The following is a 25,864-nucleotide window of genomic DNA, read 5'->3' as shown; positions in this document are numbered from 1 at the left end:
GCTCACTCCGCACCCGGCTCGGGAGCGGCCGCGGCGGCCAGCACCGCGCGGCGGGTGAGCACCCCCGCGAGGTGGCGGCGGTAGTCGGCGTCGCCGTTGAGGTCGCTGGGCGGGTCCGTGCCCTCCACCGCGAGCGTGGCGACGTCGCTCAGCTCCTCCTCCGTGGGCCGACGGCCCACCAGGGCCTGCTCCACCGCGCCCGCCCGCAGGTAGGTCGACCCCATGTTGGTGAGACCGACCCGTGCTTCCGCGATGGCTCCGTCCTCCAGGCGGACCGAGGCGGCTACCGCGACGATCGGCCACTGGTGCGCGATCCGCACGAACTTCGCGTAGTGCGCCCCCCAGCCGGTGTGCTTCGGGATGCGGATGCTGGTGAGGATCTCGTCCTCGCCGACCGCGGTCTCGAAGAGGCCGAGGAAGAACTCGTCGGCCGGGACCGTCCGCTCGCCCCCGGGCCCGGCGACGGTGAGCCGGGCGCCGAGCGAGAGCACGGCGCCGCCCTGGTCGCCGGCGGGGTCGGCGTGTGCCAGTGCCCCACCCAGGGTGCCGCGGTGCCGGATCTGGGCGTCGGCGACCTCGTCGGTCGCCTTGGCCAGCACCGTGGCGTGCCGGCGGACCAGGTCGCTGGTGCGCACCTCGTGGTGGGTGGTCATCGCCCCGATCACCAGGTCGTCCCCCTCCTCGGAGATGCCGCGCAGCGAGTCGATGCCGCCCAGGTCGATCACCACCCCGGGGGCGTTGAGCCGCATCCTGAGCACGGGCAGGAGCGACTGGCCGCCGGCGATCAGCTTGGCCTCGTCCCCGTGCTCGGAAAGGGCCGACAACGCCTCCTGGACGGTGCTGGGGGACAGGTAGTCGAACGCGGCGGGGATCATGAGCCTGCTCCTTCGGTGCTGCTGCGACCGGGTTCGTCCGGATCGAAGTGCGGCATCGCCGCCGGCTCGCTGGCTGCCGTCCCGCCCGCGGCGTCCCGGATCGCCCGCCAGACCCGCTCGGGGGTGCACGGCATGCGCACGTCCTGGACGCCCAGGTGTCGCAGCGCGTCCACCACGGCGTTGACCACCGCGGGGGTCGAGGCGATCGTGCCGGCCTCGCCGACGCCCTTGGTCCCCAGCGAGTTGGAGGTCGCGGGGGAGGTGGTGTGGTCGGTCTCGAAGCTGATCGTGTCCGCCGCCGTCGGCAGGAGGTAGTCCACGAACGAGCCGGAGACCAGGGTCCCGGAGTCGTCGTGCACCGCCTCCTCCCACAGTGCCTGGGAGATGCCCTGGACCAGACCGCCGTGCACCTGGCCCTCCACGATCAGCGGGTTGACGATGGTGCCCACGTCGTCGCAGGCGACGTACTTGCGCATCGACACGGCACCGGTCTCGGTGTCGACCTCCATCGCGCACAGGTGGGTGCCGTGCGGGAACGAGAAGTTCTCCGGGTCGAACGCCGCGTCGGAGTCCAGGGAGGGCTCCATCCCCTCGGGCATGTCGTGCGCGGCGAAGACGGCCGAGGAGATCTCGGTCAGGTCGATGCCCTGGTCGGTGCCGCGGACGGTGAAGCGCCCGCGGGCGAACTCCAGGTCGTCCGTGCCGGCCTCGAGCAGGTGCGCGGCCAGCGTCCGGGCCTTCTCGACCACCTTGTCGGCGGCACGGACCACCGCCTCGCCGCCCACCACCAGCGAGCGCGAGCCGTAGGTGTCCAGGCCGCGCGGCGCCACCTGCGTGTCCCCGTGCAGCACCTCGATGTCCTCGAACGGCACGCCGAGCCGGTCGGCCACGATCTGGCTGAAGGCGGTCTCGTGGCCCTGGCCGTGGGGGCTCACCCCGACCACCACCTCCACGGTGCCGGTGGGCAGCATCCGGACGCTGGCGTGCTCCCACCCGCCGGCGCCGTAGTCGAGCGAGCCGAGCACCCGGCTCGGCGCCAGGCCGCACATCTCGGTGAAGGTGGAGACGCCGATCCCGAGCTGCACCCGGTCGCCGGCCTCGCGCCGGCGGGCCTGCTCGGCGCGCAGCTCGTCGTAGCCGAACATCTCCTTGGCCCGCGCGGTCGCCGCCTCGTAGTTCCCGGAGTCGTACTCCAGGCCGCAGACGGTGCTGAACGGGAACTCCTCGTGGGTGATCCAGTTCCGCTCCCGGATCTCCAGCGGGTCCACCCCGACCTCCGCGGCGAGCTCGTCCATCAGGCGCTCGATCGCGAACGTGGCCTCCGGCCGGCCGGCGCCCCGGTAGGCGTCGGTCCACGTCTTGTTGGTCAGGACCGTCTGGACGGTGAAGTGGTAGGCGGGGAACTTGTAGATCCCGTTGAACATGAACGCCCCGAGCACGGGCACCCCGCCGCCCACCAGCGAGACGTGCGAGCCCAGGTCGGCGAGCAGCTCCACCACCAGCCCGGTGACGCGTCCGTCGCGGGTCGCCGCCAGAGTGAGGTTCTGCCACTGGTCGCGTCCGTGGTGGCCCGCGACCAGCGACTCCGAGCGGGTCTCGGTGTACTTGACCGGGCGGCCCAGCCGGCGTGCGACCGCCACGGAGATCCACTCCTCGGGAGTGGTCTGGAGCTTGCCGCCGAAGCCGCCGCCCACGTCGGGGGCGACGACCCTGATCTTGGACTCCGGCATCCCGGTGGTCGCCGCCAGGGCGTACCGGACGATGTGCGGGACCTGCGTGGCGGTCCAGAGCACCAGCTGGTCGCCGGTCGGGTCGCACAGCACGCTGCGGGGCTCCATGAAGGCGGGGATCAGCCGCTGCTGGCGGTACTCGCGCTCGATCAGGATGCCGTCGGCGCGGGCCTCCTCGATGGCCCGCTCGACGTCCTGGCCGGTGCCCGCCTCGGCGGAGTCGAAGACCCAGCGCGCCGACAGGTTCGTGCCCAGCTCCGGGTGGGCCAGCACGACGTCGTCGGCCGCCTCCTTGAGGTCCAGGGCGGCGGGCAGCACCTCGTAGTCGACGTCGACCAGCTCGGCGGCGTCCCGGGCGGCGGCGGCGCTGCGGGCGACGACGACCGCGACGACCTCGCCGGCGAAGGCGACGCGCTCGATGGCGACGGGGGTGTGGGTGGGTGCGTTCTGCTCCGGGGTGATCGGCCAGGCGTTGATCAGCACCCCCTGGGTCTCGGCCAGATCGGCTCCGGTGAGCACCGCGACCACGCGCGGCGAGGCGGCCGCCTCGGTGGTGTCGATGCTGTTGATCCGGGCGTGGGCGAACGGGCTGCGGACCATCGCCAGGTGGAGCATCCCGGGGACGACGAGGTTGTCGGTCCACCGGGTGCGGCCGGTGATCAGGCGGGCGTCCTCCTTGCGGCGACGGGCGCGGCCGACCTCGGACGTGGTGCCCCCGGAGTCGTCCGCGGTGCGCTGCTCGGTGACCGTCATCGGGCACCTCCGGAGGCGGCGTGCAGGACCGCGCGGACGATGTTGTGGTAGCCGGTGCAGCGGCACAGGTTGCCCTCCAGCCCCAGCCGCACCTCCTCCTCGGTCGGGGCGGGGTTCTCGGCCAGCAGGTCGACGCTCTGCATGATCATCCCGGGGGTGCAGAACCCGCACTGGAGGCCGTGGCACTCCCGGAACGCCTCCTGGACCGGGTGCAGCCGGTCGCCGTCGGCCAGGCCCTCGATGGTGGTGACCTCGTGACCGTCGGCCTGGACGGCGAGCACGTTGCAGGACTTCACGCTGCGCCCGTCCAGGTGCACGGTGCAGGCCCCGCAGTTGCTGGTGTCGCAGCCGATGACGGTGCCGGTGCGGCCGAGCTGCTCGCGCAGGTAGTGCACCAGCAGGGTGCGGGGTTCCACGTCGTCGGTGACCTTCTCGCCGTCGACGGTCAGGGTGATCCGGGCCATGGCGCCTCCTGGGTGAGCGGCTGTGACGCAGGTCACGCTAAGGACGAAGGGTTGGCGAAGGGTTGGCCGGGCATCGGCCGGAGCAGGGCGGCTCAGTGGCCGGTGATCAGCCGCGCCCGCAGCAGCGGGGCGGCGGGGTGGTCCCCCGTCCCGGGGGCGTCCAGGCAGGCCTCGAGCACCGCGGTGTCGTGCGGGACCAGGTCGCTGTAGCCCAGCACCGCCTCGGGGTCGGGGCGGCGGAGCAGGGCCTCGCGCAGGGAGACCGCCAGGTAGGTCCCGGTCTCCACCAGGCCGGGTGCGTCCGTGCCGGGCATCAGGTCGCCGCCGTACGCCGAGACGGCGGCCCGGACGTCGCCGGCCCGCAGTGCCGCCAGGACGTCGTCGACGTCGGTGTGTACCGGCAGCGAGAGCCGGTAGGGCCGGGAGGCCAGCTGGCCCTGCACTGCTGCGCGCAGGTGCGAGACCTCGGCCTTGAGGGTGGAGGAGGTGACGGGCTGGTCGCCGTACAGGAGGGTGTGCAGCCGTCCCAGCGAGAGCCCCTCGGGGTGCAGGGCCAACAGGGCGAGGATCTCGCTCTGCCGGCGGGGGAGGGGCAGCAGCCCCCCGTCGAGCCGCGCCTCGGCCGTGCCGAGGAGTCGCAGGCCCAGTCCCGTGGCCCGGGTGCGGGGCAGGGCGTCCTCCACCAGCCGGGCCAGCAGGCCGGCCGTGGCCAGCCCGATCGGGTGGGTCCGGTCCCAGGTGGTGGAGAGGTCGACCACCCCGAGGATGCGTCCGGTCCCCGGCTCGCGGATCGGCGCGGCCCAGCAGACCCAGCCGTGCACGATCGGGGCGTAGTGCTCGGCGCCGAAGACCATCGCCGGGGTGGTCCGGTGGGTGGCCAGCGCCAGGGCGTTGGTCCCGACGCTCTGCTCGTCCCACCGCCCGCCCGGCACGAAGTGGATGCCCTCCGCGCGGCTCCGCATCACCCGACCGCCGTGCGTCCACAGGATCCGGGCGCTCGGGTCGGCGACCGCGAGCACGAGGTCCCCGTCCTCCGCGGTGCGGCGCAGGTCGCGCTCGACGCGGCTGACCGCGACCCTGAGCGCCGAGCTGCGCCACAGGTCACGGGTCTCCTGCTCGTCGGCGAGCGGGGCGGCCAGCAGGTCGGTGGGCACGCCGACGGACCGGCTCCAGCTGCCGCGGATCTCCGGGCGCACGCCGGGTGTCCTGGTGCCACCGCTCGCGACGAAGGCGGACCAGGCCTGGAGTGCCGTCTGGCGGCGCTCCACCAGGGAGGAGCCGGACATGCAGGCACGCTAGCACCGCTGTGAGCCGCGTCACATCCCTGCAGGTGCGGGGTCCGTGACGGTCGCGGCGTCCGGGGCGCCGTGGATCCGTCCCGGCAGCGAGCTGAGCGGCCCGCCGGTCCCGCCCCACCGGGCGGCGACGATCTCGGCGGCGATGCTGACCGCTGTCTCCTCCGGCGTCCGGGCGCCCAGGTCCAGGCCGATCGGGCTGCGCAGCGCGGCGATCTCGTGCTCGTGCAGCCCGGCCTCGCGCAGCCGCGCCAGCCGGTCCTCGTGCGTACGGCGGGACCCCATGGCGCCGACGTAGGCGACCGCGGGCAGCCGCAGCGCCACCTCGAGCAGCGGGACGTCGAACTTCGGGTCGTGGGTGAGCACGCAGAGCACCGTCCGCTCGTCGACCCGGCCTGCCGCCTGCTCCGCCTCCAGGTAGCGGTGCGGCCAGTCCACGACCACCTCGTCGGCTCCGGGGAACCGGGCCGGCGTCGCGAACAGGGGCCGCGCGTCGCAGACGGTCACCCGGTAGCCGAGGAACGACCCGACCCGCGCCACCGCGGCGGCGAAGTCGATGGCGCCGAAGACCAGCATCCGGGGCGGCGGGGCGAGCGCCTGGACGAAGACCTGCTGCCCCTCGCCCCGTCGCTCCCCGTCGGGCCCGTAGGTGAGGACGGCACTGTGCCCGGCGGCGAGCAGCCCCAGGGCGTCGTCTCGCACCGCGTCGTCGACGCGCTCCGAGCCCAGTGATCCCGAGACGCCCAGTGATCCCGAGATCCGGTCCGACCGCGCCACCCCCGCGCGCGCGGTCGGACCGGACGTGTCGTCATGCGGCCGGACCAGCAGCCGGCGACCGATCCGCGCCGGGTCCGGATGGGAGACCACGGTCGCGATCGCCACCGGTCGCCCGGCCCGTACGTCGGCGGCGATCTCACCGAGCTCGGGGAAGGACTCCCGGTCGACCCGCTCGACGTAGACGTCCAGCACGCCGCCGCAGGTCAGCCCGACCGCGAACGCGTCGTCGTCGGAGACGCCGTAGCGCTTGAGCACGGGGGCGCCGGAGTCGACCACCTCGCGGGCCAGCTCGTAGACCGCGCCCTCCACGCACCCGCCCGAGACCGAGCCCACCACCGACTCGTCGGGACCCACGAGCATCGTGGCACCGGGCGGACGCGGGGCCGAGCGGAAGGTCGCCACCACGGTGCCCACCCCGACAGTGGCGCCGGACTCCCACCACTCCAGCAGCTCGTCGAGCACCTCACGCACCTCGGACCACCTCCACCAGCTCGTCGTAGGTCGCCATCGTGTGCCCTGCCAGGAAGTCGTCGATGTGCGGGAGGACCGCCACCACCCCGCCCTGCACCGGACGGTAGCCGGGCTTGCCGCGGTGCGGGTTGACCCACACCGTCCGGTGGGCCAGCCGACCGAGCCGCGCGGCCTGCTCGCCGAGCAGCGCGGGGTCGCCCCGCTCCCAGCCGTCGCTGAAGACCACCACGACCGCCCCGCGGGCCAGGCCCGGCCGACCCCACCGGTCCAGGAAGCCCTGAAGTGACTCGCCCAGCCGGGTGCCCCCCGACCAGTCGGGCACCGCGAGCCCGACACGGGCCAGCGCCTGCTCGGGCTCGCGCACCCGCAGGGCCCGGGTGACCCGGGTGAGCCGGGTGCCGAAGGTGAAGACCTCCACGTCCGTGCCGGCACGCAGCACGAACCGGTGCGCCAGCCGCAGCAGCGCGTCGGCGTACGGGGTCATCGAGCCGCTCACGTCGACCAGCAGCACCACCCGGCGGCGGCGCGGCCGCGGGCGGTGGTGCAGCAGCCGCGCCGGCTCGCCGCCCTGGCGCATGGAGGCCCGCGCCGTCCGGGAGACGTCGATCCGGCCCCGTCGGGCCGGCCGGCGACGTGCGCCGCGGCGCAGCGGCGCAGCCGGGTCGAGCGCCTCGAAGAGGGCCGCCAGCCGGCGTCGCTGAGCCGAGTCCAGCAACGCCACGTCCCGGTGCCTGAGCACCTCGCTGCCGGTCGCGGCGACGGCGTGCAGCTCGGGGTCGGCAGCCGGGTCGCCGTCGTTCCCGTCCGCCGGCACCGCATCCACCGAGGCGACCCGCGACGGGGCGAGGGCGGGCGGCGACGGCAGCCCCGGGCGGGCCGGGCGCGCGAACCAGGCGTCGAAGACCAGGTCGAAGAGGGCGAGGTCGGCGGGGCCGGCGCACACCGTCGCCCGGCCGGCCGCCCGGGTCCGGTCGGGGTCCTGCGCGCCGAGGGTCGCCACGGCGGCGAGGAAGGCCTGGGAGCGGTCGGTCGGCACCGTCAGTCCGGCTGCCCGCAGGGCCTCGACCAGGCCGAGCAGGAGCTCGTCGGCCTCGTGCCGGGCCGCCGCGAGGGGGCTCATGGGGACTCGCTCCGGGCCAGGGCCGCGCGGACCCGCTCGCCGTCCTCGCGGTGCTTGACCAGGGCGCCGAGCGTGCTGGCGGCCAGCGCCAGGTCGAGCTCCTCGGCGCCGAGGTGGTGCAGCGCCCGCGCCCAGTCCAGCGTCTCGGCCACGCCGGGCGGCTTGAGCAGGTCGGCGTCGTCGCGCAGCGTCTGCACCAGGGCGACCACCTGGCCGGCCAGGGTCGCGGAGACCTCCGGGGCGCGGGAGCGGACGATCTCCACCTCGCGCTCCAGCGTCGGGTGGTCGATCCAGTGGTAGAGGCAGCGCCGCTTCAGGGCGTCGTGCAGCTCGCGGGTCCGGTTGGAGGTGAGCACGACCAGGGGCGGGGTGGCCGCGCGGACCGTGCCCAGCTCGGGCACGGTGACCTGGTAGGTGGACAGGACCTCGAGCAGGAACGCCTCGAACTCGTCGTCGGCGCGGTCGACCTCGTCGACCAGGAGCACCGCGGGACTCTGCTGGAGGGCACGCAGCACCGGGCGGGCGAGCAGGAACCGCTCGTCGTACAGCCCCTTCTCCGCCTCCTCCGGGTCAGCCGGGCCGCCGGTCGCGCCGGCCGCCTCCAGGGCCCGCAGGTGCAGCACCTGGCGGGGGAAGTCCCAGTCGTAGAGCGCCTGGGTGGCGTCGATGCCCTCGTAGCACTGCAGGCGGATCAGCGGGAGCTCGAGGGCCTCGGCGACGGCCTCCGCGAGCGCCGTCTTCCCGGTGCCCGGCTCGCCCTCGAGCAGCAGCGGGCGGTGCATCACCCGGGCGAGGTGCACCACGACCGCCAGCGACTCGTCGCAGACGTAGCCGGTGCGGCGCAGCGCGCTCTCGAGCTCTCGGACCGGCTCCATCCTCGAAGCCTAGGCGGCGCGTCGTTGGTTCAGGGTTGGTCCGGCCGGGGCACGTCCACGTCGTGACCCCCCGCCAGGTCGCCGCACTCGACCAGCGTGTGTGCGTGCGTCGCCAGGTGCTCGCGGGCGCCCTGGTCGCCGTGCGCCGAGGAGGCCACCTGGTGCCAGTGGTCGCGGCCCAGCAGCACCGGGTGTCCGGGACGGCCGTCGTACGAGGCGCGGGCCAGGTCCCCGGGCCCGCTCGCCCGGGAGAGCACCCGGGCCACCACCGCAGAGGTCACGTCGGGCAGGTCGACCAGGTGCACCAGGACGCCGACCGGGTCCTCGGACCCGTCGGCGAGAGCGTCCAGACCGGTGCGCAGCGAGGCGCCCATGCCCTGCTCCCACGCGGGAGCGACCACCGTCGTGACGTCGTCACGACCGGCCAGCAGGGCGGCGGCCCGCTCCGCCTCCGCGCCGAGCACCACCAGCACCGGGTCGCACCCCGCCGCCCTCAGGACGTCGACCGCGCGAACCAGCCAGGCCGTGCCGTCCGGGTCCCGGGCCAGTGCCTTGGGGCCGCCGTAGCGACGTCCCGCCCCGGCGGCCAGGACGAGCCCGGCGACCCGCACGTCGACCCGGCGTCTCAGTCGCCGGAGCCGGCAGGGTCGGCGTCGGGGGTGGCCAGGGCGCGAGCGAGCTCGACCAGGGTGGCCACGCCGAAGCCGGTGCCGCCCGAGGTCCAGTCGCCGAAGGGGCCTCCGGAGTTGAACGAGGGGCCGGCGATGTCGAGGTGGGCCCACGGGCGGCCCTCGGTGAACTCGCGCAGGAACGCGGCGGCGTACAGGCCTCCACCCCACCGGACCCAGTCGTGCTGTGCCAGGTCGGCGACCTTGCTGCTGCGGATCCGCTCCGACATCTCCTCGGGGATGGGCATCGGCCAGGCCGCCTCGCCGGCCCGTCGTCCCGCGTCGAGGACCTGCTCGACGACGTCGTCGGTGCCCAGGACCCCGCAGACCTTGTCGCCGAGCGCAAGCACCATGTGCCCGGTCAGGGTGGCGACGTCGACCACCAGGTCGGGCTCCTCCTCGCCGGCCAGGACCAGGGCGTCGGCGAGCACCAGCCGGCCCTCGGCGTCGGTGTTGAGCACCTCCACGGTGCGCCCGCCCCGGATGGTCAGCACGTCGCCGGGACGGATCGAGGAGCCGGAGACCATGTTCTCCGCCATCGGCGCCCAGGTGGTGACCCGGATCGGCAGGCCCAGCGCGGCGATCGCGAAGGTGGCCTGGATGACGGCGGCGGCGCCCGCCATGTCGGACTTCATCGTGCCCATGCTGCTCGAGGGCTTGATGGTCAGGCCGCCGGAGTCGAAGGTGATGCCCTTGCCGACCAGGGCCAGGTGGGTGGTGGCCGCCGGGGGCTCGTAGGAGATCTTGACCAGGCGCGGCGGAGCGTCCGAGCCGGCGCCCACGCCGAGGATCCCGCCGCAGCCGAGCTGGGCGAGTCGGTCCTGGTCCATCACCTCGAGGGTGACCTGGGGTGCGCCGCGGCCCTTGGTCAGCCGGGCGTGGCCCGCGGTGACGGCGTCGGCGAAGAGCTCGGGCGTGAACTGCCCGGGCGGCTCGTTGACCCAGTCCCGGGTGGTGGCCACGGCGTCGGCGACCACGCGGGCCTCGTCGAAGGCGGTGCGGACCGCCTCGTCCCGGGCCAGCGGGCTGAGCACCACCAGGTCGGCCGGGCTGTCGTCCTTGGACTCCGAGCGGTAGGTGGTGAACGTGTAGCCGCCCAGGCGGAACCCGGCGGTCGCGGCCGCCACCAGGTCGGCGTCGTCGGCGGGCAGGGCGAGCGCTACCGAGGCGTCGTTGCGCACCGTGCGGGCGGCGACGCCGGCGGCGCGTCGCACGGAGACCCGGTCGACGTTCGCGCCCAGTCCGACCAGGAGCAGCACCGGGGCGTTGAGGGTGCCCGCGGTGGGGACGCGCACGGCTTCCCCGGCCTTCCCGGTCACGCCCAGCGAGGAGAGCATCGGGCGCAGCTTGCGTCCGAACGCGGCACCGACGTCCTCGCCCCCCGGAGCCAGCACGGGGCCCTTGTCCGACTGGAGGACGCCCACCACCACGGCGTCGGCTCGGGTCTTGGCGGGGCTGGCCTTGCTGAGCGTGTAGGTCGTCGTCACCCGGGCAGGATAGCCAGCCCGGGTCTCCGGGTCCGCGTGCCGGCACTGCGGTAGGTTCCCGGCATGGCCACCTCGGCAGACCATCTCGCGTCGCCCCTGCACCGCTCGCCGCTCCACCAGCGGCACGAGGAGCTGGGGGCCAAGTTCGGGGCGTTCGGCGGGTGGTCGATGCCGTTGGACTACCCGACCGGGGTGGTCAAGGAGCACACGAGCGTGCGCGAGGCCGTCGGCGTCTTCGACGTCTCCCACCTCGGCAAGGTGCTGGTCAGCGGCCCGGGCGCCGCGGCGTACGTGAACGCGACCCTGACCAACGACCTCGACCGGATCGGGGCGGGGCAGGCGCAGTACACGTTGTGCTGCGACGAGGCCACCGGCGGCGTCGTCGACGACCTGATCGCGTACCGGCGCGACGACGAGAACGTGCTGCTGGTGCCCAACGCCGCCAACGCCGCCGAGGTGGCGCGCCGGCTCTCGGCCTCGGCCCCCGACGGTGTGCGGGTCACCGACCAGCACACCGACTACGCCGTGCTCGCCGTCCAGGGCCCCGCCTCCGACGAGCTGCTCCGCGCCGTCGGCCTACCGGCCGGGCACCCCTACATGTCGTTCGTGGAGACCGGGTGGCGCGAGGACCCGGAGTCGCCGGTCGTGGTGTGCCGCACCGGCTACACCGGTGAGCGCGGCTACGAGCTGGTCGTGGGCAGCGAGCGGGCGGTGGAGGTCTGGGACGCCCTGATGGCCGCCGGCGCCGAGCTGGGCGCGACCCCCTGCGGGCTCGGGGCCCGCGACACCCTGCGGACCGAGATGGGCTACCCGCTGCACGGCCAGGACATCGGCCCCGACGTGACCCCGGTCGAGGCGCGCCTGGGCTGGGCGGTCGGCTGGCGAAAGGAGTCCTTCTGGGGACGCGCCGCGCTGCTGGCCCAGAAGGAGCAGGGACCGCGCCGGCTGCTGCGGGGACTGCTCGCCACCGGGCGGGCGATCCCCCGCCCGGGCATGACGGTCAGCCTGCTGCCCGACGTCCCGCTCTGCCAGGTCACCTCCGGGACGTTCAGCCCCACGCTGCGCCAGGGCATCGGTCTGGCGCTGGTCCCGGTCGCCGTGGCCGAGGACGCCGAGGTCGGGGTGGACGTCCGCGGACGCCGCGAGATCTTCCGGCTGGTCCGCCCACCGTTTGTGCACCCCACCGTCCGGGAGGACTGACATGTTGCCTGACCAGCCCGCACACTTCACCCCCCGACCCGCCGAGCAGCCGTGGCACTGGGCCCTGCTGGACTCCACCGGCGCCGAGGTGGCTGTCACCGACGAGTACGCCGGCCAGCAGTTCGCCAGCCAGGCGGACGCCGAGTCGTGGGTGGGGGAGATCTGGGCCGAGCTCGCCGAGCAGGGCGTCGACGCGGTGACCCTGCTCGAGGGCGACCGCACGGTCTACGGCCCGATGTCGCTGCACCCCTGAGCATGCACCGCTTCAGCCAGGTCGACGTCTTCTCCGACGAGCCGCACCGGGGGAACCCGGTCGCGGTGGTGCACGCCGCGGACGACCTGGACGAGGGGCAGATGTCCTCCTTCGCCCGGTGGACCAACCTCTCCGAGACCACGTTCCTGCTCCCGCCGACGCAGCCCGGCGCCGACTACCGGGTGCGGATCTTCACCCCCACCGTCGAGCTGCCGTTCGCCGGGCACCCGACGCTGGGCAGTGCCCACGCCTGGCTGGAGGCGGGCGGCGAGCCGCGAGCCGCCGACGAGCTCGTGCAGGAGTGCGCGGCGGGCCTGGTCCGGGTCCGGCGCGGCGAGCGGCTCGAGCTGGCGGCGCCTCCGCTGGTCCGCTCGGGCCCGGTCGGGAAGGCGGAGGTCACCAGGATCGCCGCCGCGCTGCGGCTCGAGCCCGGCCAGCTGGTCGATGCCGCCTGGGTCGACAACGGCCCGGGCTGGCTGGGGCTGCTGCTCGACTCCGCGCAGACGGTGCTGGCGCTGGACCCGGACTGGGGCGCGCTCGCCGGCCGGGACGTCGGGGTCCTGGGCCCGTACCCGGACCGTGAGCAGGGCCGCGTGGGCGCCCAGGTCGAGGTCCGGGCCTTCTGCGCGGGCAAGGGGATGAGCGAGGACCCGGTCACCGGCAGCCTCAACGCGGGACTGGCCCAGTGGCTGACCGCCGACGGTCGTCTCCCCGCCCGGTACGTCGCCGCACAGGGCACCGTGCTGGGGCGGGCCGGGCGGGTCCACGTGCGCCGCGAGGAGGACCAGGTCTGGGTGGGCGGGGCGACCCGGACCGTGGTGCGTGGCGAGGTCGACCTCTCCCGGTAGACCGCTAGGGTGAGCCGCATGCAGGCCTACCACGACCTTCTCCGCCGGATCCTGGACGAGGGCGTGCAGAAGGGCGACCGCACCGGCACGGGCACCCTCAGCGTCTTCGGTCACCAGATGCGCTTCGACCTCGCCCGGGGGTTCCCGCTGGTCACCACCAAGAAGGTGCACACCCGCAGCGTCTTCGGCGAGCTGCTCTGGTTCCTCCGCGGCGACACCAACGTGAAGTGGCTCCAGGACCGCGACATCAGCATCTGGGACGAGTGGGCCGACGAGAACGGCGACCTCGGTCCGGTCTACGGGTACCAGTGGCGCTCCTGGCCCACCCCGGACGGCCGACACGTCGACCAGCTCGCCCAGGTGGTCGAGCAGATCCGGCGCGACCCGGACAGCCGACGGCACGTGGTCAGCGCGTGGAACGTCGCCGACGTCCCGCAGATGGCGCTCGCCCCGTGCCACACGATGTTCCAGTTCTACGTCGCCCCGGCCGCCGACGGCGGCCCCGGGCTGCTGTCGTGCCAGCTCTACCAGCGCAGCGGCGACGTCTTCCTGGGCGTGCCGTTCAACATCGCCTCGTACGCACTGCTGACCCACATGGTCGCCCAGGTGACCGGCCTGCGGGTCGGGGAGTTCGTGCACACGCTCGGAGACGCGCACCTCTACCTCAACCACCTCGACCAGGCGCGGCTCCAGCTGACCCGGGAGCCCCGTCCGCTGCCGAGCCTGTGGCTCGACCCCGAGGTGACCGAGCTGGACGCCTTCGACCTCGAGCACGTCCGGGTGGAGGGCTACGACCCGCACCCGGCGATCAAGGCGCCGATCGCCGTCTGAGGCTCTGCCCGGTCAGCGGGCGACGGCGGCGCCCAGCGCCACGTCGGCGGCGTACGCGGCGTGCGCGGCCATCGAGTCGATCAGCGGGACCGGGCTGTCCTCCGGGCCGACCAGGAGCTGGATCTCGGTGCAGGCCAGCACGATCGCCTCCGCCCCCTGCTCGGCCAGCTCGGCGAAGACGGCGGCGTAGGCGGCGCGGGACTCCTCGCGCACCACGCCCAGGGTCAGCTCGGAGAAGATCACCTCGTCGATCCGGTGCCGCGCCTCGGCGGGCGGCACCACGCAGCGAAGCCCGTGGCGGGCGAGCCGGTCGGCGTAGAAGCTCTCCTCCATCACCCAGCGGGTGCCCACCACGCCCAGGGTGCCGAGACCGTCCCGCGTCGCGACCCGGGCGACGGCGTCCCCGATGTGCAGCAACGGCACGTCGACCGCCGCCTCGACCGCCGGGGCCACCTTGTGCATGAGGTTGGTGGCGATCAGCACGGCCTCGGCGCCCGCGCCCTCCAGTCGGCGGGCGGCGTCGGCGAGCAGCCGGCCCGCCCCGTCCCAGTCGCCGGCGACCTGCATGGCGCGGATGGTGCCGAAGTCGACCGAGGCCAGCAGCAGGTCGGCGCTGTGGTGACCGCCGAGCTCGCGGGCGACCGCCTCGTTGAGGTGGGTGTAGTAGTCCACGGTCGAGTGCCAGCTCATGCCGCCGAGGATGCCGAGGGGAATCGTCATGGGGCCATCGTGTGCCGGGACGCGGGGCATGAGGAACTCCCGTTCTTCTTCGAGGACCCATAAGCGATGCTTGGGGGGTGGACCCTCGTCGCGTGCTCATCTTCCGCACGGTCGCCCGTGCCGGGTCGATCAGCGCCGGCGCCCGGGAGCTCGGCTGGACCCAGCCCGCGGTCAGTCAGCACCTGCGCACGCTCGAGCGCGAGGTCGGGGGAGCGCTGCTGGTGCGCGGCTCGGGCGGCGTCGACCTGACCGAGGCGGGCCGACGGCTGCTGGCGCACGCGGACGCGGTCGCCGCGCACCTCCAGGCCGCCGCCGCCGAGCTGGAGGACCTGGCCCAGCTGCGCACCGGCTCCGCCCGGCTCGCGTCGTTCCCGTCGGGGTCGGCGGTGATCGTGCCACGTGCCCTGGCCGCGCTGGCCGCCCGCGCCCCGGAGGTGGAGGTCGGCCTGGTGGAGGCCGAGCCACCGGAGGCCACCGAGCTGGTGCGCAGCGGAGCGGTGGACCTCGCCCTGGTCTTCGGCTACCAGGAGGACCCGACCGAGGAGGCGCTGGTCGCGGTGCCGCTCACCGAGGACCCGATCCGCCTGGTGCTGCCCGAGGGGCCCGACCCGGTGCCTGGCCGTCTGCTCGACCTGGCCGACCGGGCGTGGGTCGCCGGCTGCGAGCGCTGCCGCGGGCACCTGGTGCTCTGCGCGGACCGGGCGGGGTTCGAGCCGCGCATCCGGCACGTCACCGACGACTACGTGGTGGTCCAGTCCCTGGTCGCGCGGAGCCTGGCCGTGGCCGTGCTTCCCCAGACCGCCCTCGAGGCGTTCCGCCACCCTCAGGTCCGGGTGGTCGACCTGCCCGAGCTGGGCGCGCGCAGCATCCACGTGGTGCACCGCAGCGGCATCGAGCGGGTGCCGGCGGTGGCCGCGCTGCTGGCCGCGTTGCTGCAGGAGGGTGCCGGGTAGGGTCGCGACCGTGGGTGATCAGCGGGTCGAACCGGATGCGCGTGTGGTGGTCGTGGCGGCATACGGCCGCAACCGGGTGATCGGGGACCGCGGCCGGATCCCCTGGCACCTCCCCGACGACTTCCGGCACTTCAAGGCCGAGACGCTGGGCCACACCCTGGTGATGGGCCGGGCGACCTGGGACTCCATCGGTCGCCCGCTGCCCGGACGGACCACGGTGGTGCTCACCCGCGACCGCTCCTGGGTCCCTGTCGGGCTGACCGAGGAGCAGCGCGACCGCGTGCGGGTGGTGCACAGCGTGGACGAGGCGCTCGAGACCGCTCGCGGACTCCCCGGCGACACGGTGATCGCCGGCGGCGGCGAGCTCTACGCCCAGACCCTGCCGGTGGCCACGCATCTGGTGCTCACCGAGGTGCACGACGAGCCGGCCGGTGATGCGTTCTTCCCCGAGGTCGACCTGTCGGCGTGGCGGGAGGTCCGGCGGGTGTCCCGCGAGGATCTCGACTGGGTGTGGTGGGAGCGGCGATGAACACGATCGTCGTCTCCGCGGTCGCCTTCGTCCGCGACGGTGCGGTGCTCACGGTGCGCAAGCGCGGCACGTCGCGGTTCATGCTGGTGGGCGGCAAGCCCGAGCCCGGCGAGAGCGCCGCGCAGTGCGCGGTCCGCGAGACCGCCGAGGAGGTGGGCCTGGCGATCAGCGACCTGCGACTGCTCGGCGAGTTCGTCTCCGAGGCCGCCAACGAGCCGGGCCACACCCTGCACTCCACCGTCTTCAGCGCCGTGCTGACCGGTGAGCCGGTGGTCGGCGGTGAGATCGCCGAGCTGCGCTGGACCCTGCTGGACGGGGAGTACGACGACCTCGCGCCGATGCTGGAGCACAACGTCATGCCCGCCCTGCGGGCCGGAGGCGGCAGCGAGGGGCCTCCGGTCGTCTGAGAAGGTGGAGGCATGGAGCTGCGCATCTTCACCGAGCCCCAGCAGGGGGCTACCTACGACGACCTGCTCGCGGTGGCGCTGGAGGCCGAGAAGCTCGGCTTCGGCGCGTTCTTCCGCTCCGACCACTACGTCGGCATGGGCACCGAGGGCCTGCCCGGCCCCACCGACGCGTGGACCACGCTGGCCGGCCTGGCCCGGGACACCAGCACGATCCGCCTCGGCACCCTGATGACCTCGGCGACCTTCCGCCACCCGGGCGTGCTGGCGATCCAGGTCGCCGGCGTCGACCAGATGAGCGGTGGCCGGATCGAGCTCGGCCTGGGCGCCGGGTGGTTCGAGGCCGAGCACACGGCGTACGGCATCCCGTTCCCCGACACCCGTGAGCGGTTCGACCGCTACGAGGAGCAGCTGGCCATCGTCACCGGCCTGTGGCGCACCCCGCTGGGTGAGACGTTCACCCACCAAGGCCACCACTACACGCTGACCGACAGCCCCGCGCTGCCCAAGCCCGTGCAGCAGCCCGGCCCGCCGGTGCTGATCGGCGGCCGCGGCAAGAAGCGGACCCCGGCGCTCGCCGCGCGGTACGCCGACGAGTTCAACCTGCCCTTCGTCGACCTGGCCGAGACCCGGGAGCAGTTCGGCCGGGTGCGCCAGGCCTGCGAGGCGATCGAGCGCGACCCGGCGACGATGACCTGGTCCAACGCACTGGTGCTCTGCGTCGGCGAGGACGAGGCCGAGATCTCGCGCCGCGCCGCCGCGATCGGCCGCGAGCCCGCCGAGCTGCGGGAGAACGGTCTGGCCGGGACTCCCGAGGAGGTCGTGGAGAAGGCGCTGGCGTTCGCCGAGGCGGGCGCCCAGCGGCTCTACCTGCAGGTCCTCGACCTGAGCGACCTCGACCACCTGCGCCTGGTCGCGGAGCGGGTCGCCCCGGCGCTGTGAGGGTCGCCTGCCCGTCGCTCCTCACCGGGCGCGGGCAGGCCCGGCGGGGGCAGTAACCTAGCCGTCATGACCAGCGCTCCCGCCGCCCCCTTCGGCCGCATGCTCACCGCGATGGCGACCGCGTTCAAGGACGACGGCAGCGTCGACCTGGACGGCACCGCCCGGATCGCCGCGCACCTGGTCGAGCACGGCAACGACGGGGTGGTGGTCTCCGGGACCACCGGGGAGTCGCCGACCACCACCGTGGAGGAGGACGCCGAGATCCTGCGCGCCGTGCGCGGGGCGGTCGGAGACCGGGCCACGGTGATCGCCGGGGTCGGCACCAACTCGACCGCGCACTCGGTCGAGCTCGCGCGCAACGCGGCGAAGCTCGACGTCGACGGGGTGCTGCTGGTCACGCCGTACTACAACAAGCCGTCGCAACGCGGCGTGCTGCACCACTTCCGCTCGGTCGCCGAGGCCACCGACCTGCCGGTGATGCTCTACGACGTGCCCGGTCGCACCGGCCTGCCGATCGCGACCGAGACGCTGGCCGAGGCGATCACCTGGCCGCAGGTCGTGGCGATCAAGGACGCGCTCGGCGACCTGGTCCGGGCCAGCAGGCTCGCCCAGATGGGCTACGCGGTCTACTCCGGTGACGACGTGGCCACCCTGGGCTTCCTGGCGCACGGGGGCTGCGGGCTGGTCTCGGTCGTCGGTCACGTCGCGGGCCGTGAGCTCGCCGGCATGATCGAGAGCTTCCTCTCCGGCGACCATGCCACGGCGCTGGCCACCTTCAACCGGCTCATCCCGGCCTTCGAGGCGGTGATGGGGGTGCCCAACTACGGCGCCACCACCGCCAAGGCCGCGCTCCAGCTGCAGGGCGTGCTGGAGAACCGACACGTCCGCGGGCCGCTGGTCGAGCTGGACGACGACGAGTACGCCGCGCTGCGCGAGGGTCTGGGCGCAGCCGGCTTGATCTGAGGAGACGCATGTCCCACCCGCACCCCGAGCTGACGACCCCTGCGCCGCTGACCCCGGGAGGACTCCGCGTCATCCCGCTCGGCGGCCTGGGCGAGGTCGGGCGCAACATGACGGTCTTCGAGCACGAGGACCGTCTGCTGATCGTCGACTGCGGGGTGCTCTTCCCCGAGGAGAACCACCCCGGCGTCGACCTGATCCTTCCCGACTTCGCCCCGATCCGGGACCGCCTGGACCAGGTCGAGGCGCTGGTGCTGACGCACGGGCACGAGGACCACATCGGGGCGACGCCGTACCTGCTGCGCGAGCGCGGCGACATCCCGCTGGTCGGCTCCGAGCTGACCCTGGCGCTGCTCGGCTCCAAGCTGCGCGAGCACCGGCTCAGGGAGACGGTGCACCACCGGGTGCGCGAGGGGGACCGGCTCTCCTTCGGCCCGTTCGAGCTGGAGTTCGTCGCGGTCAACCACTCCATCCCCGACGCGCTCGCCGTGGCGATCCGGGCCGGGGGCCAGCTGGTGCTGCACACCGGCGACTTCAAGATGGACCAGCTGCCGCTCGACGGCCGGGTCACCGACCTGCGCGCCTTCGCCCGGCTGGGGGAGGAGGGGGTCGACCTCTTCCTCACCGACTCCACCAACGCCGAGGTGCCGGGCTTCACCACCCACGAGCGCGAGATCGGCCCGGTCCTGGACCGGGTCTTCCACGCCAGCGAGAAGCGGATCATCGTCGCCTGCTTCGCCTCCCACGTGCACCGGGTCCAGCAGGCGCTCGACGCCGCGGTGGCGCACGACCGGAAGGTCGCCTACGTCGGGCGGTCGATGGTGCGCAACATGCAGATCGCCCAGGACCTGGGCTACCTGACCGTGCCGCCCGGCGTGCTGGTCGACGTCAAGGAGCTGGCCGCACTGCCGCCGGAGCGCCAGGTGCTCATCTCCACCGGTTCCCAGGGCGAGCCGCTGTCGGCGCTGAGCCGGATCGCCCAGCGCAGCCACAGCTTCGTCCACCTGGAGGAGGGCGACACCGTCGTGCTCGCCTCCTCGCTGATCCCCGGCAACGAGAACGCCGTCTTCCGGGTGATCAACGGGCTGGCGCGCTGGGGCGCGAACGTCGTGCACAAGGGCAACGCGCTGGTCCACGTCTCCGGGCACGCCAGCGCCGGCGAGCTGCTCTACTGCTACAACATCGTGAGGCCGCGCAACGTGCTGCCGGTGCACGGCGAGATCCGGCACATGCACGCCAACGCCGCCCTGGCCCGGGCCACGGGCGTGCCGGCCGAGCACGTGGTGGTCGCCGAGGACGGGGTGGTCGTCGACCTGGTCGACGGCGCCGTCAGCGTCGCGGGCAAGGTGGAGTGCGGCTACGTCTTCGTCGACGGCGCCTCGATCGGCGACCTCACCGAGGCCTCGCTCAAGGACCGACGGATCCTGGGGGAGGAGGGGTTCATCTCGGTGATCGTGGTGGTCGACTCGGTGACCGGGAAGGTCTCCGGCGGTCCCGAGATCCACGCCCGTGGCTTCGCCGAGGACGACTCCACCTTCGACGAGGTCAAGCCCGCGATCGTCGACGCGCTGGACCGGGCGGTCTCCGACGGGGTCACCGACTCCTACCAGCTCCAGCAGACGGTACGCCGGGTCGTGGGGCGCTGGGTGAGCAAGGCGCACCGTCGCCGCCCGATGATCGTCCCCGTGGTGATCGAGGCCTGAGCCGCGCCGCCGACGAACCACGCAGGGTCACCACGGTGTCCATGGCGTCCAGGCCGATCGTGCCGTGGGTGATCCACAGCACCGTGCGGTGCGAGTGCTCGAGGAGCTCCTCGGTCACCGCGCGCGCGGTGTCGGCGTCGAGGTGAGCGGTCGGCTCGTCCAGCACCAGGACCGGCTGGTCGGCGAGGATGGCACGGGCCAGCGCCAGGCGCGCCCGTTCCCCGCCCGAGACGTGCGCGTGGCCGTCGCCGACCATCGTCGCCATGCCCTCGGGCAGCGAGTCCACCCAGTCGCCCAGGTGCGCCCTGCCCAGGGCGGCGCGCACCTCCGCGTCGTCCGCGGAGGGCCGGGCGAGCCTGACGTTCTCCGCCACCGTGGTGCCGAAGACGTACGGGTCGTCGTCGACCAGGCCGACGCGCGCCCGGACGTCGTCGGGCGAGAGGCGCCGGGCGGCGACGCCCTCCCAGCGCACCTCGCCCGCGGTGGGGTCGAGGAAGCGCAGGAGCAGGGCCGCCACCGTCGACTTCCCCGTGCCGCTCGGGCCGACCAGGCCGACCCGGCGACCGGGCTCCAGGTCCAGGCTGAGGTCGGTGACCACGTCGCGCTCGCCCCAGCCCGCGCCGACCCGGTCCAGGGCCCCCGCGGGGTGGTCGACGTCGGGGAACGGGAGCGGCTCCGGGTCGACCTGGACCGCCGGCACCTGGTCGGTGAGCCGGTCCAGGCGCTCGGCGGCGGCGCGGGTGCGCACCGCCACGGCGCCGGCGTCGGCCAGCGGGGTGAAGACGTCGACCAGCGCGAGCGGCAGCATCACCAGCAGGGCCGCCATGGCGGGCGAGAGCTGCGCGTCCCGGAGCGCCCCGGCCAGCAGGCCGGCCATCACCAGGGGAGCGGTCCCGCAGGCGACGGCGACCAGCGCGCGTGCCCGGGCGGTCGCCGCGACGGAACGCGTGCCGGCCGCACCCAGATCGGCGCCTGCCGCGTCGACGCGGTCCAGCGCGGCGGCGGTGGCCTGCCAGAGCTCGAGCTGCCGCACGCTGTGCAGCACTCCCTCCACCCGGGTGGCCACCTCGCCGCGAGCCCGGACGAACCGTGGCTCGGCGCGGCGGACCCCGCGCATCGCGACCAGGTGCCCGCCGGCCGCGACCAGGCAGGTGAGCGCGACCACCGCTCCGCCGACCGGGTGGGCCCAGGTGGCCAGGCCGACGGCGAGCAGACTGACCAGCAGCGCGGTCCACCGGGGCTGGCGCACCCGGAGCTGCTCGTCGACCAACGCGTCCACGTCGTCGACGACGCTGGCCAGCAGGTCGCCCCGGCGCAGGCCGAGCCGTCCGGGCACCAGCGGGACGAGCGCGTCGTAGACCTGGGCCCGGCGCTCGGCGAGGAGCCGCAGCGCGGCGTCGTGGCTGACCAGCCGCTCGGCGTAGCGCAGCACCGGCCGGGCGATGCCGAAGGTCCGGACGCCGACGATGGCGATCATCAGCATCAGCACCGGAGGATGCTCCGAGGCCCGGGTGATCAGCCAGGCCGCGGTGGCGGTGAGGGCGACCCCGGAGGCGACCGACAGGGCGCCCAGGGCGGTGCCGGTGCGCAGGCCGAACCGGGAGGGGACCGTCTCGGGCAGCGCGTCGGCGGACCGGACGCCGTTCCGGGCGGGCGAGGCCGTCCCGGTGCTCGTGCCCGTCACGGGCGTCCCGTCAGGCGCGGCGCAGCTCGCCGCGGCGGGCCCGGCGGGCAGCTCCCCGGCAGCGCGGGCGGCGGCGGGCTCGACCCGCACGACCTGGTCGGCGACCTCGAGCACGGCCGGCCGGTGGGCGACCACGACAACGAGCGCGTGCTCGGCCAGGGTGACCAGCGTGCGCATCAGGACGGCCTCGGTGGCGTCGTCGAGGTGGGCGCTGGGCTCGTCGAGCAGGACGACGGGGCGGTCGGCGAGCACCACCCGGGCGAGTCCCAGCCGGGCGCGCTGGCCGGCCGAGAGGCCGGCCCCGTCCTCGCCGAGGGGGGTGCTCAGGCCGGCCGGCAGCGCGGCGACCACCTCGTCCAGGTCGACGGAGGCGAGCGCGGCCCACAGGGCCGAGTCGTCGGCTCCGGGCCGCCCGACGCGCAGGTTCTCCGCGATCGTCCCGGCGGTCAGCCACGGCCGCTGGGGGGCGGTGGCGAGAGTCGCGCGCCAGGCGGCGCCGGGCATCCGCGCCAGGTCGCGGCCGTCGACCAGGACCTCGCCCCGGGAGGGACGGAGCTCGCCGGCGAGCAGCGCCAGCAGGGTGGACTTGCCGCCGCCCGACGGCCCGGCCACGGCCACCAGGCCGGTGCGCGGCAGCGTCAGGTCGAGCGAGTCCAGGGCGGGGCGCTCGCGCCCGGGGTAGGTGAAGGTGAGGCCGCGGGCGGCCAGGAGGACCGGGCCGGTCAGCGGCGCGGCACCGGCGTCGTCGGCCGGGGGAGCGGCGTCGAGCACCTCGGTCGCGGCCTGGAAGGTGGCCGTGCCCTCGGCGGCGGCGTGGAACTCCGCCCCGACCCGGCGCAGCGGCCAGTAGGCCTCGGGCGCCAGCAGCAGCACGATCAGCGCGGTCTCGAAGTCGAGCCCGGAGGCGGCGAGCCGCAGGCCCACCGCCACGGCGACCAGGGCGACGGAGAGGGTGGCGATGAGCTCGAGCGCGGCTGAGGAGGCGAACGCGATCTTGAGGGTGTCGAGCGTGGCGCGCCGGTAGCGGTCGGTGATGGACCGGATCGAGCGGCTCTGGGCGCCGGCCCGGCGGTGCGCCACCAGGGTCGGCAGCCCGCGGACGACGTCGAGGAAGTGGCCCGAGAGGGCGGAGAGCTGGCGCCACTGGCGGTCGGCGCGGTCCTGGGTGTTGAGGCCGATCAGGATCGCGAAGACCGGCACCAGTGGAAGGGTGATCAGCACGATCAGGCCGGAGAGCCAGTCGAGCCAGAAGATCGTGGCCACCGTGGCGGCCGGCAGGACGGCGGCCAGGACCAGCGACGGCAGGTAGCGCGTGAGGTACGGCTCGACCGCGGCCGTGCCGCGGGTCGCCAGCGCGGTGAGCTCCCCGGTCCGGTGCCGCGAGAGCGCCGTCGGCTCGGTGCGGGCGGCCGCCTCCAGCAGCCGGCGCCGCAGCGTGCTCGAGACCACGGCGGCGGCGCGGGCGCCCGTCACGTCCACGACGTACGAGGCGACGGCTCGCAGGACCACCACGACGGCCAGGGCGAGCGCCGGACCGCGGAGGTCCGCGGCCCATCCGTCGGCGCCCAGGCCGGTGACCAGGCGGACGATCAGGTGACCGACCGCGAAGGCCTGGGCGACGGCGAGGAGGCCCCCCGCCGCCCCCGCCACCAGGCCGAGCGCCAGAGGGCGTCGGGCCGGCAGCAGGTGCGGCAGGAGGGCCGGGTCGAGAGGCTTCGCCACGTCTCAGCGCTCGCTCGGGACGACGGGGGCGACGGTCTCGGGGATGCTGTCGATGCTGATCCGCTTGCGGAAGACCCAGTAGGTCCACGCCTGGTAGCCCAGCACGATCGGGGTGAAGATCACCGCGACCCAGGTCATCACCTTGAGCGTGTACGCCGTGGCCGCCGCGTTGGTGGTGGTCAGCGAGTACGCCACGTCGGTGGTGGACGGCATCACGTCGGGGAACAGCGCCAGGAACAGGCCGCCGACCGCGAGCGCGATGGTGACGAAGGTGCCGGTGAAGGCCCAGCCCTCGCGGCCTGCGCGGTTCATCACCAGCGCCGCGACCAGGGCCAGCGCGGCCAGGGCGAAGGCGACGGCGGAGGAGACGTCGCCGGTCCTGAGCTGGATCCAGACCATGAAGAGCACGGCCAGCCCGGCGGAGAGCAGCCCGAGCCGCTCGGCCAGCGCCCGGGCGCGGTGCCGGATCTCCCCGTCGGTCTTCAGTGCGATGAACAGGGCCCCGTGCGTGGCGAACAGGGAGGCGGTGACCAGTCCGCCCAGCAGACCCAGCGGGTTGAGCAGGGTGAACAGGGTGCCGGTGAACTCCTTCTCCGCGTCGATCGGCACACCGGCGACGATGTTGGCGAAGGCCACGCCCCAGAGCACCGCGGGCAGCCAGGAGCCGACGATCGCGGCCAGGTCCCAGCGGGCCCGCCAGGTGTCGTCGTCCTTCTTCCCGCGGTACTCGAAGGCGAGGTTGCGGATGATCAGCGCGACCAGGATCAGCAGCAGCGGGAGGTAGAACCCGCTGAACAGCGTGGCGTACCACTCGGGGAAGGCGGCGAAGGTCGCGCCGCCGGCCACCAGGACCCAGACCTCGTTGCCGTCCCAGGTGGGACCGATCGAGTTGTACATGACGCGGCGTTCGCGCTCGTCCTTCGCCAGGACCGGCAGCAGCATGCCGACCCCGAAGTCGAAGCCCTCGAGGGCGAAGTAGCCGATCCAGAGGATCGCGATGAGGGCGAACCAGACAGTGGTGAGCTCCATGATGTCTCTCTCTCCCTCAGTAGGCGAAGGCCATGGGCCGGTCGTCGTCGGCGCCGCCGACGGGGACCTCCGGCGGCTCGGAGAACGGCTCGGCGCCGATCTTGATGTACTTGATCAGCAGGCCGAGCTCGACCACCGCGAGGGCGGCGTAGAGCAGCGTCAGGACGATCAGGGACGTGGCGGCCTCGAAGACGCTCACGCCGGGGGAGACAGCCGACTGGGTGGTCATCAGCCCGAAGACGGCCCACGGCTGGCGGCCCATCTCGGTGAAGATCCAGCCGAACGAGTTCGCCGCGACGGCTCCGACCGGGAGGGCGATCCCGACCCACGCCAGCCAGCGGCCGGACGGGGTGCGTCCCCGCCTGGTGGCCCACAGCAGCAGCGCGGCGCCCGCCGCGACGGCGAAGCCGAGGCCCATCATGAACCGGAAGGACCAGTAGGTCACCGGGATCACCGGCACGTAGTCGCCCGGGTGGTAGTAGGCGGCGCCGGGGTCCTGGCCGAACTGCTCGGCGTACTGCTCGCGCAGCTGGTTGATCCCCTGGACCTCTCCGTCGAAGGTGCCCGTGCCCAGGAACGAGAGCAGGCCGGGGACCTCGATCAGGTGCTTGGGGTCGGAACCGTCGAGGCTGCCGAGGGTGAGCACCGAGAACGGAGCCTTGCTGGTGGTGTCGTAGAGCGCTTCCGCGGCCGCCATCTTCATCGGCTGGACCTCGGTCATGATCTTGCCCTGGATGTCCCCGGAGACGGTGACGCCGAGGCCGGCGACCAGCGCGGTGACCGCGCCGATCCGGATCGCCTTGCGGTAGAGCGGCTGGTCGTCGCGGTGCCGCTTGCTGATGTAGAGGTAGGCGCCGATGCCGGCCATGAACGCGCCGGCGGTCATGTACGCGGCGAGCACGACGTGCGGGAACGTGACGAGCTGGACCTTGTTGAACATCACCGCCCAGAAGTCGATGAGCTCGGCGCGGCCGTTCTCGGCGTTGTAGGTGTAGCCCACCGGGTTCTGCATCCAGCTGTTGGCCGCCAGGATGAAGTACGCCGAGGCCAGCGTGCCGAGGTGGACCAGCCACATGCACGCGGCGTGCAGGGCGCGGGGGAGCTTGTCCCAGCCGAAGATCCACAGGCCGAGGAAGGTGGACTCGAGGAAGAAGGCGAGCAGCCCCTCGATCGCGAGGGGGGCGCCGAAGACGTCCCCGACGAAGCGCGAGTAGTCCGACCAGTTCATCCCGAACTGGAACTCCTGGACGATGCCGGTCACCACGCCGAGGGCGAAGTTGATCAGGAAGAGCTTCCCGAAGAACTTCGTCAGGCGCAGGTACTCCTCTTTGCGGGTGCGCACCCACGCGGTCTCCATGCCGGCGATCAGGGCCGTGAGGCCGATCGTGAGCGGCACGAAGAGGAAGTGGTACACGGTGATGATGCCGAACTGCCACCGTGCGATGTCGAGGACTTCCACCTTGCCTCCGTCTGCTTGAACCAGAGCGACCGCGGGGTCCCGCGGCCGAGCGATCGAATACTACGACATGTAGTACGGCATGCGTAGTACGTATCGCGTAGTACGCGGACAG

General features: G+C 73.9%; 23 protein-coding genes. 10 read left to right on the top strand and 13 right to left on the bottom strand.

Features of this window, described 5'->3' with window-relative positions:
• Positions 1-2 precede the first annotated feature (2 nt).
• The 9 genes from H8838_RS11725 to H8838_RS11685 form a co-directional block, all read right to left on the bottom strand.
• The gene (locus H8838_RS11725; RefSeq protein WP_185996307.1) at positions 3-875 is read right to left on the bottom strand and encodes an FAD binding domain-containing protein; all 873 of its coding nucleotides are present in this window, start codon (positions 873-875) and stop codon (positions 3-5) included.
• Positions 872-3,358, bottom strand: coding sequence for a xanthine dehydrogenase family protein molybdopterin-binding subunit (locus tag H8838_RS11720; protein ID WP_185996306.1), 2,487 nt, complete (start codon positions 3,356-3,358; stop codon positions 872-874). The genes H8838_RS11725 and H8838_RS11720 overlap by 4 nt, the downstream gene beginning before the upstream one ends.
• On the bottom strand, positions 3,355-3,822 hold the full coding sequence (locus H8838_RS11715; protein WP_181311247.1) for a (2Fe-2S)-binding protein: 468 nt from the start codon (positions 3,820-3,822) through the stop codon (positions 3,355-3,357). Before H8838_RS11715 ends, H8838_RS11720 begins: the two co-directional genes overlap by 4 nt.
• Positions 3,823-3,914: 92 nt before the next feature.
• Positions 3,915-5,108: a sigma-54-dependent transcriptional regulator family protein gene (locus H8838_RS11710; protein WP_185996305.1), complete on the bottom strand. Its 1,194-nt coding sequence runs from the start codon at positions 5,106-5,108 to the stop codon at positions 3,915-3,917.
• A 30-nt stretch (positions 5,109-5,138) separates the two neighbouring features.
• Positions 5,139-6,365, bottom strand: coding sequence for an XdhC family protein (locus H8838_RS11705; protein WP_185996304.1), 1,227 nt, complete (start codon positions 6,363-6,365; stop codon positions 5,139-5,141).
• The gene (locus H8838_RS11700) at positions 6,358-7,485 is read right to left on the bottom strand and encodes a vWA domain-containing protein (RefSeq protein WP_185996303.1); all 1,128 of its coding nucleotides are present in this window, start codon (positions 7,483-7,485) and stop codon (positions 6,358-6,360) included. Before H8838_RS11700 ends, H8838_RS11705 begins: the two co-directional genes overlap by 8 nt.
• Complete coding sequence (locus H8838_RS11695) at positions 7,482-8,360, bottom strand: AAA family ATPase (RefSeq protein ID WP_181311243.1); 879 nt, start codon at positions 8,358-8,360, stop codon at positions 7,482-7,484. Before H8838_RS11695 ends, H8838_RS11700 begins: the two co-directional genes overlap by 4 nt.
• Before the next feature lie 29 nt (positions 8,361-8,389).
• Positions 8,390-8,971 carry a nucleotidyltransferase family protein gene (locus H8838_RS11690; protein WP_185996302.1) on the bottom strand — a complete coding sequence of 194 codons (582 nt, stop codon included), beginning with the start codon at positions 8,969-8,971 and terminating at the stop codon, positions 8,390-8,392.
• A 14-nt stretch (positions 8,972-8,985) separates the two neighbouring features.
• Positions 8,986-10,515 carry a leucyl aminopeptidase gene (locus H8838_RS11685; protein ID WP_224766094.1) on the bottom strand — a complete coding sequence of 510 codons (1,530 nt, stop codon included), beginning with the start codon at positions 10,513-10,515 and terminating at the stop codon, positions 8,986-8,988.
• 63 nt (positions 10,516-10,578) lie between these two features.
• Here H8838_RS11685 and gcvT point away from each other — a divergent pair, with 63 nt between their 5' ends.
• Genes gcvT through H8838_RS11665 form a run of 4 tightly spaced genes read left to right on the top strand, consistent with a single transcriptional unit; the run spans position 10,579 to position 13,647 of the window.
• Positions 10,579-11,715, top strand: coding sequence for a glycine cleavage system aminomethyltransferase GcvT (gene gcvT, locus H8838_RS11680; protein ID WP_185996301.1), 1,137 nt, complete (start codon positions 10,579-10,581; stop codon positions 11,713-11,715).
• 1 nt (position 11,716) lies between these two features.
• Positions 11,717-11,968, top strand: coding sequence for a hypothetical protein (locus tag H8838_RS11675; RefSeq protein ID WP_181311240.1), 252 nt, complete (start codon positions 11,717-11,719; stop codon positions 11,966-11,968).
• A 2-nt stretch (positions 11,969-11,970) separates the two neighbouring features.
• Positions 11,971-12,816 carry a PhzF family phenazine biosynthesis protein gene (locus tag H8838_RS11670; protein ID WP_185996300.1) on the top strand — a complete coding sequence of 282 codons (846 nt, stop codon included), beginning with the start codon at positions 11,971-11,973 and terminating at the stop codon, positions 12,814-12,816.
• Positions 12,817-12,834: 18 nt separating this feature from the next.
• Positions 12,835-13,647: a thymidylate synthase gene (locus H8838_RS11665; RefSeq protein WP_185996372.1), complete on the top strand. Its 813-nt coding sequence runs from the start codon at positions 12,835-12,837 to the stop codon at positions 13,645-13,647.
• Positions 13,648-13,659: 12 nt separating this feature from the next.
• Here the strand turns inward: H8838_RS11665 and H8838_RS11660 are convergent, their stop codons facing one another.
• Positions 13,660-14,367, bottom strand: a complete 708-nt coding sequence (locus H8838_RS11660) for an aspartate/glutamate racemase family protein (protein WP_181311238.1) — start codon at positions 14,365-14,367, stop codon at positions 13,660-13,662.
• 77 nt (positions 14,368-14,444) lie between these two features.
• Between H8838_RS11660 and H8838_RS11655 the strand changes: the two genes are divergently transcribed.
• From H8838_RS11655 to H8838_RS11630, 6 genes are all read left to right on the top strand, one after another.
• The gene (locus tag H8838_RS11655) at positions 14,445-15,320 is read left to right on the top strand and encodes a LysR family transcriptional regulator (protein WP_185996299.1); all 876 of its coding nucleotides are present in this window, start codon (positions 14,445-14,447) and stop codon (positions 15,318-15,320) included.
• Between the two features lie 10 nt (positions 15,321-15,330).
• The gene (locus H8838_RS11650; RefSeq protein ID WP_185996298.1) at positions 15,331-15,849 is read left to right on the top strand and encodes a dihydrofolate reductase; all 519 of its coding nucleotides are present in this window, start codon (positions 15,331-15,333) and stop codon (positions 15,847-15,849) included.
• Entirely contained in the window at positions 15,846-16,256 is a 411-nt protein-coding gene (locus tag H8838_RS11645) for an NUDIX hydrolase (protein WP_185996297.1), read from the top strand. Before H8838_RS11650 ends, H8838_RS11645 begins: the two co-directional genes overlap by 4 nt.
• A gap of 12 nt (positions 16,257-16,268) precedes the next feature.
• On the top strand, positions 16,269-17,195 hold the full coding sequence (locus H8838_RS11640) for an LLM class F420-dependent oxidoreductase (protein WP_185996296.1): 927 nt from the start codon (positions 16,269-16,271) through the stop codon (positions 17,193-17,195).
• A 66-nt stretch (positions 17,196-17,261) separates the two neighbouring features.
• Entirely contained in the window at positions 17,262-18,158 is an 897-nt protein-coding gene (dapA, locus tag H8838_RS11635) for a 4-hydroxy-tetrahydrodipicolinate synthase (RefSeq protein ID WP_181311233.1), read from the top strand.
• A gap of 8 nt (positions 18,159-18,166) precedes the next feature.
• On the top strand, positions 18,167-19,858 hold the full coding sequence (locus tag H8838_RS11630; protein ID WP_185996295.1) for a ribonuclease J: 1,692 nt from the start codon (positions 18,167-18,169) through the stop codon (positions 19,856-19,858).
• Here the strand turns inward: H8838_RS11630 and cydD are convergent.
• The 3 genes from cydD to H8838_RS11615 are packed head-to-tail and all read right to left on the bottom strand — an operon-like array spanning position 19,749 to position 25,752.
• Positions 19,749-23,264, bottom strand: coding sequence for a thiol reductant ABC exporter subunit CydD (gene cydD, locus H8838_RS11625; RefSeq protein WP_185996294.1), 3,516 nt, complete (start codon positions 23,262-23,264; stop codon positions 19,749-19,751). The two genes, H8838_RS11630 and cydD, sit on opposite strands and share 110 nt — an antisense overlap.
• Before the next feature lie 3 nt (positions 23,265-23,267).
• Positions 23,268-24,293 (bottom strand): cytochrome d ubiquinol oxidase subunit II, encoded by a 1,026-nt coding sequence (gene cydB / locus H8838_RS11620; protein WP_181311230.1) that lies wholly within the window; start codon positions 24,291-24,293, stop codon positions 23,268-23,270.
• A 16-nt stretch (positions 24,294-24,309) separates the two neighbouring features.
• A complete protein-coding gene (locus H8838_RS11615) occupies positions 24,310-25,752 on the bottom strand; it encodes a cytochrome ubiquinol oxidase subunit I (RefSeq protein WP_181311229.1) in 1,443 nt (480 codons plus the stop codon).
• Positions 25,753-25,864 lie beyond the last annotated feature (112 nt).

This window comes from Nocardioides campestrisoli (assembly GCF_013624435.2).
GTDB classification, from domain to species: Bacteria; Actinomycetota; Actinomycetes; order Propionibacteriales; family Nocardioidaceae; genus Nocardioides; species Nocardioides campestrisoli.
This window is presented reverse-complemented; position numbering and strand designations above follow the sequence as displayed.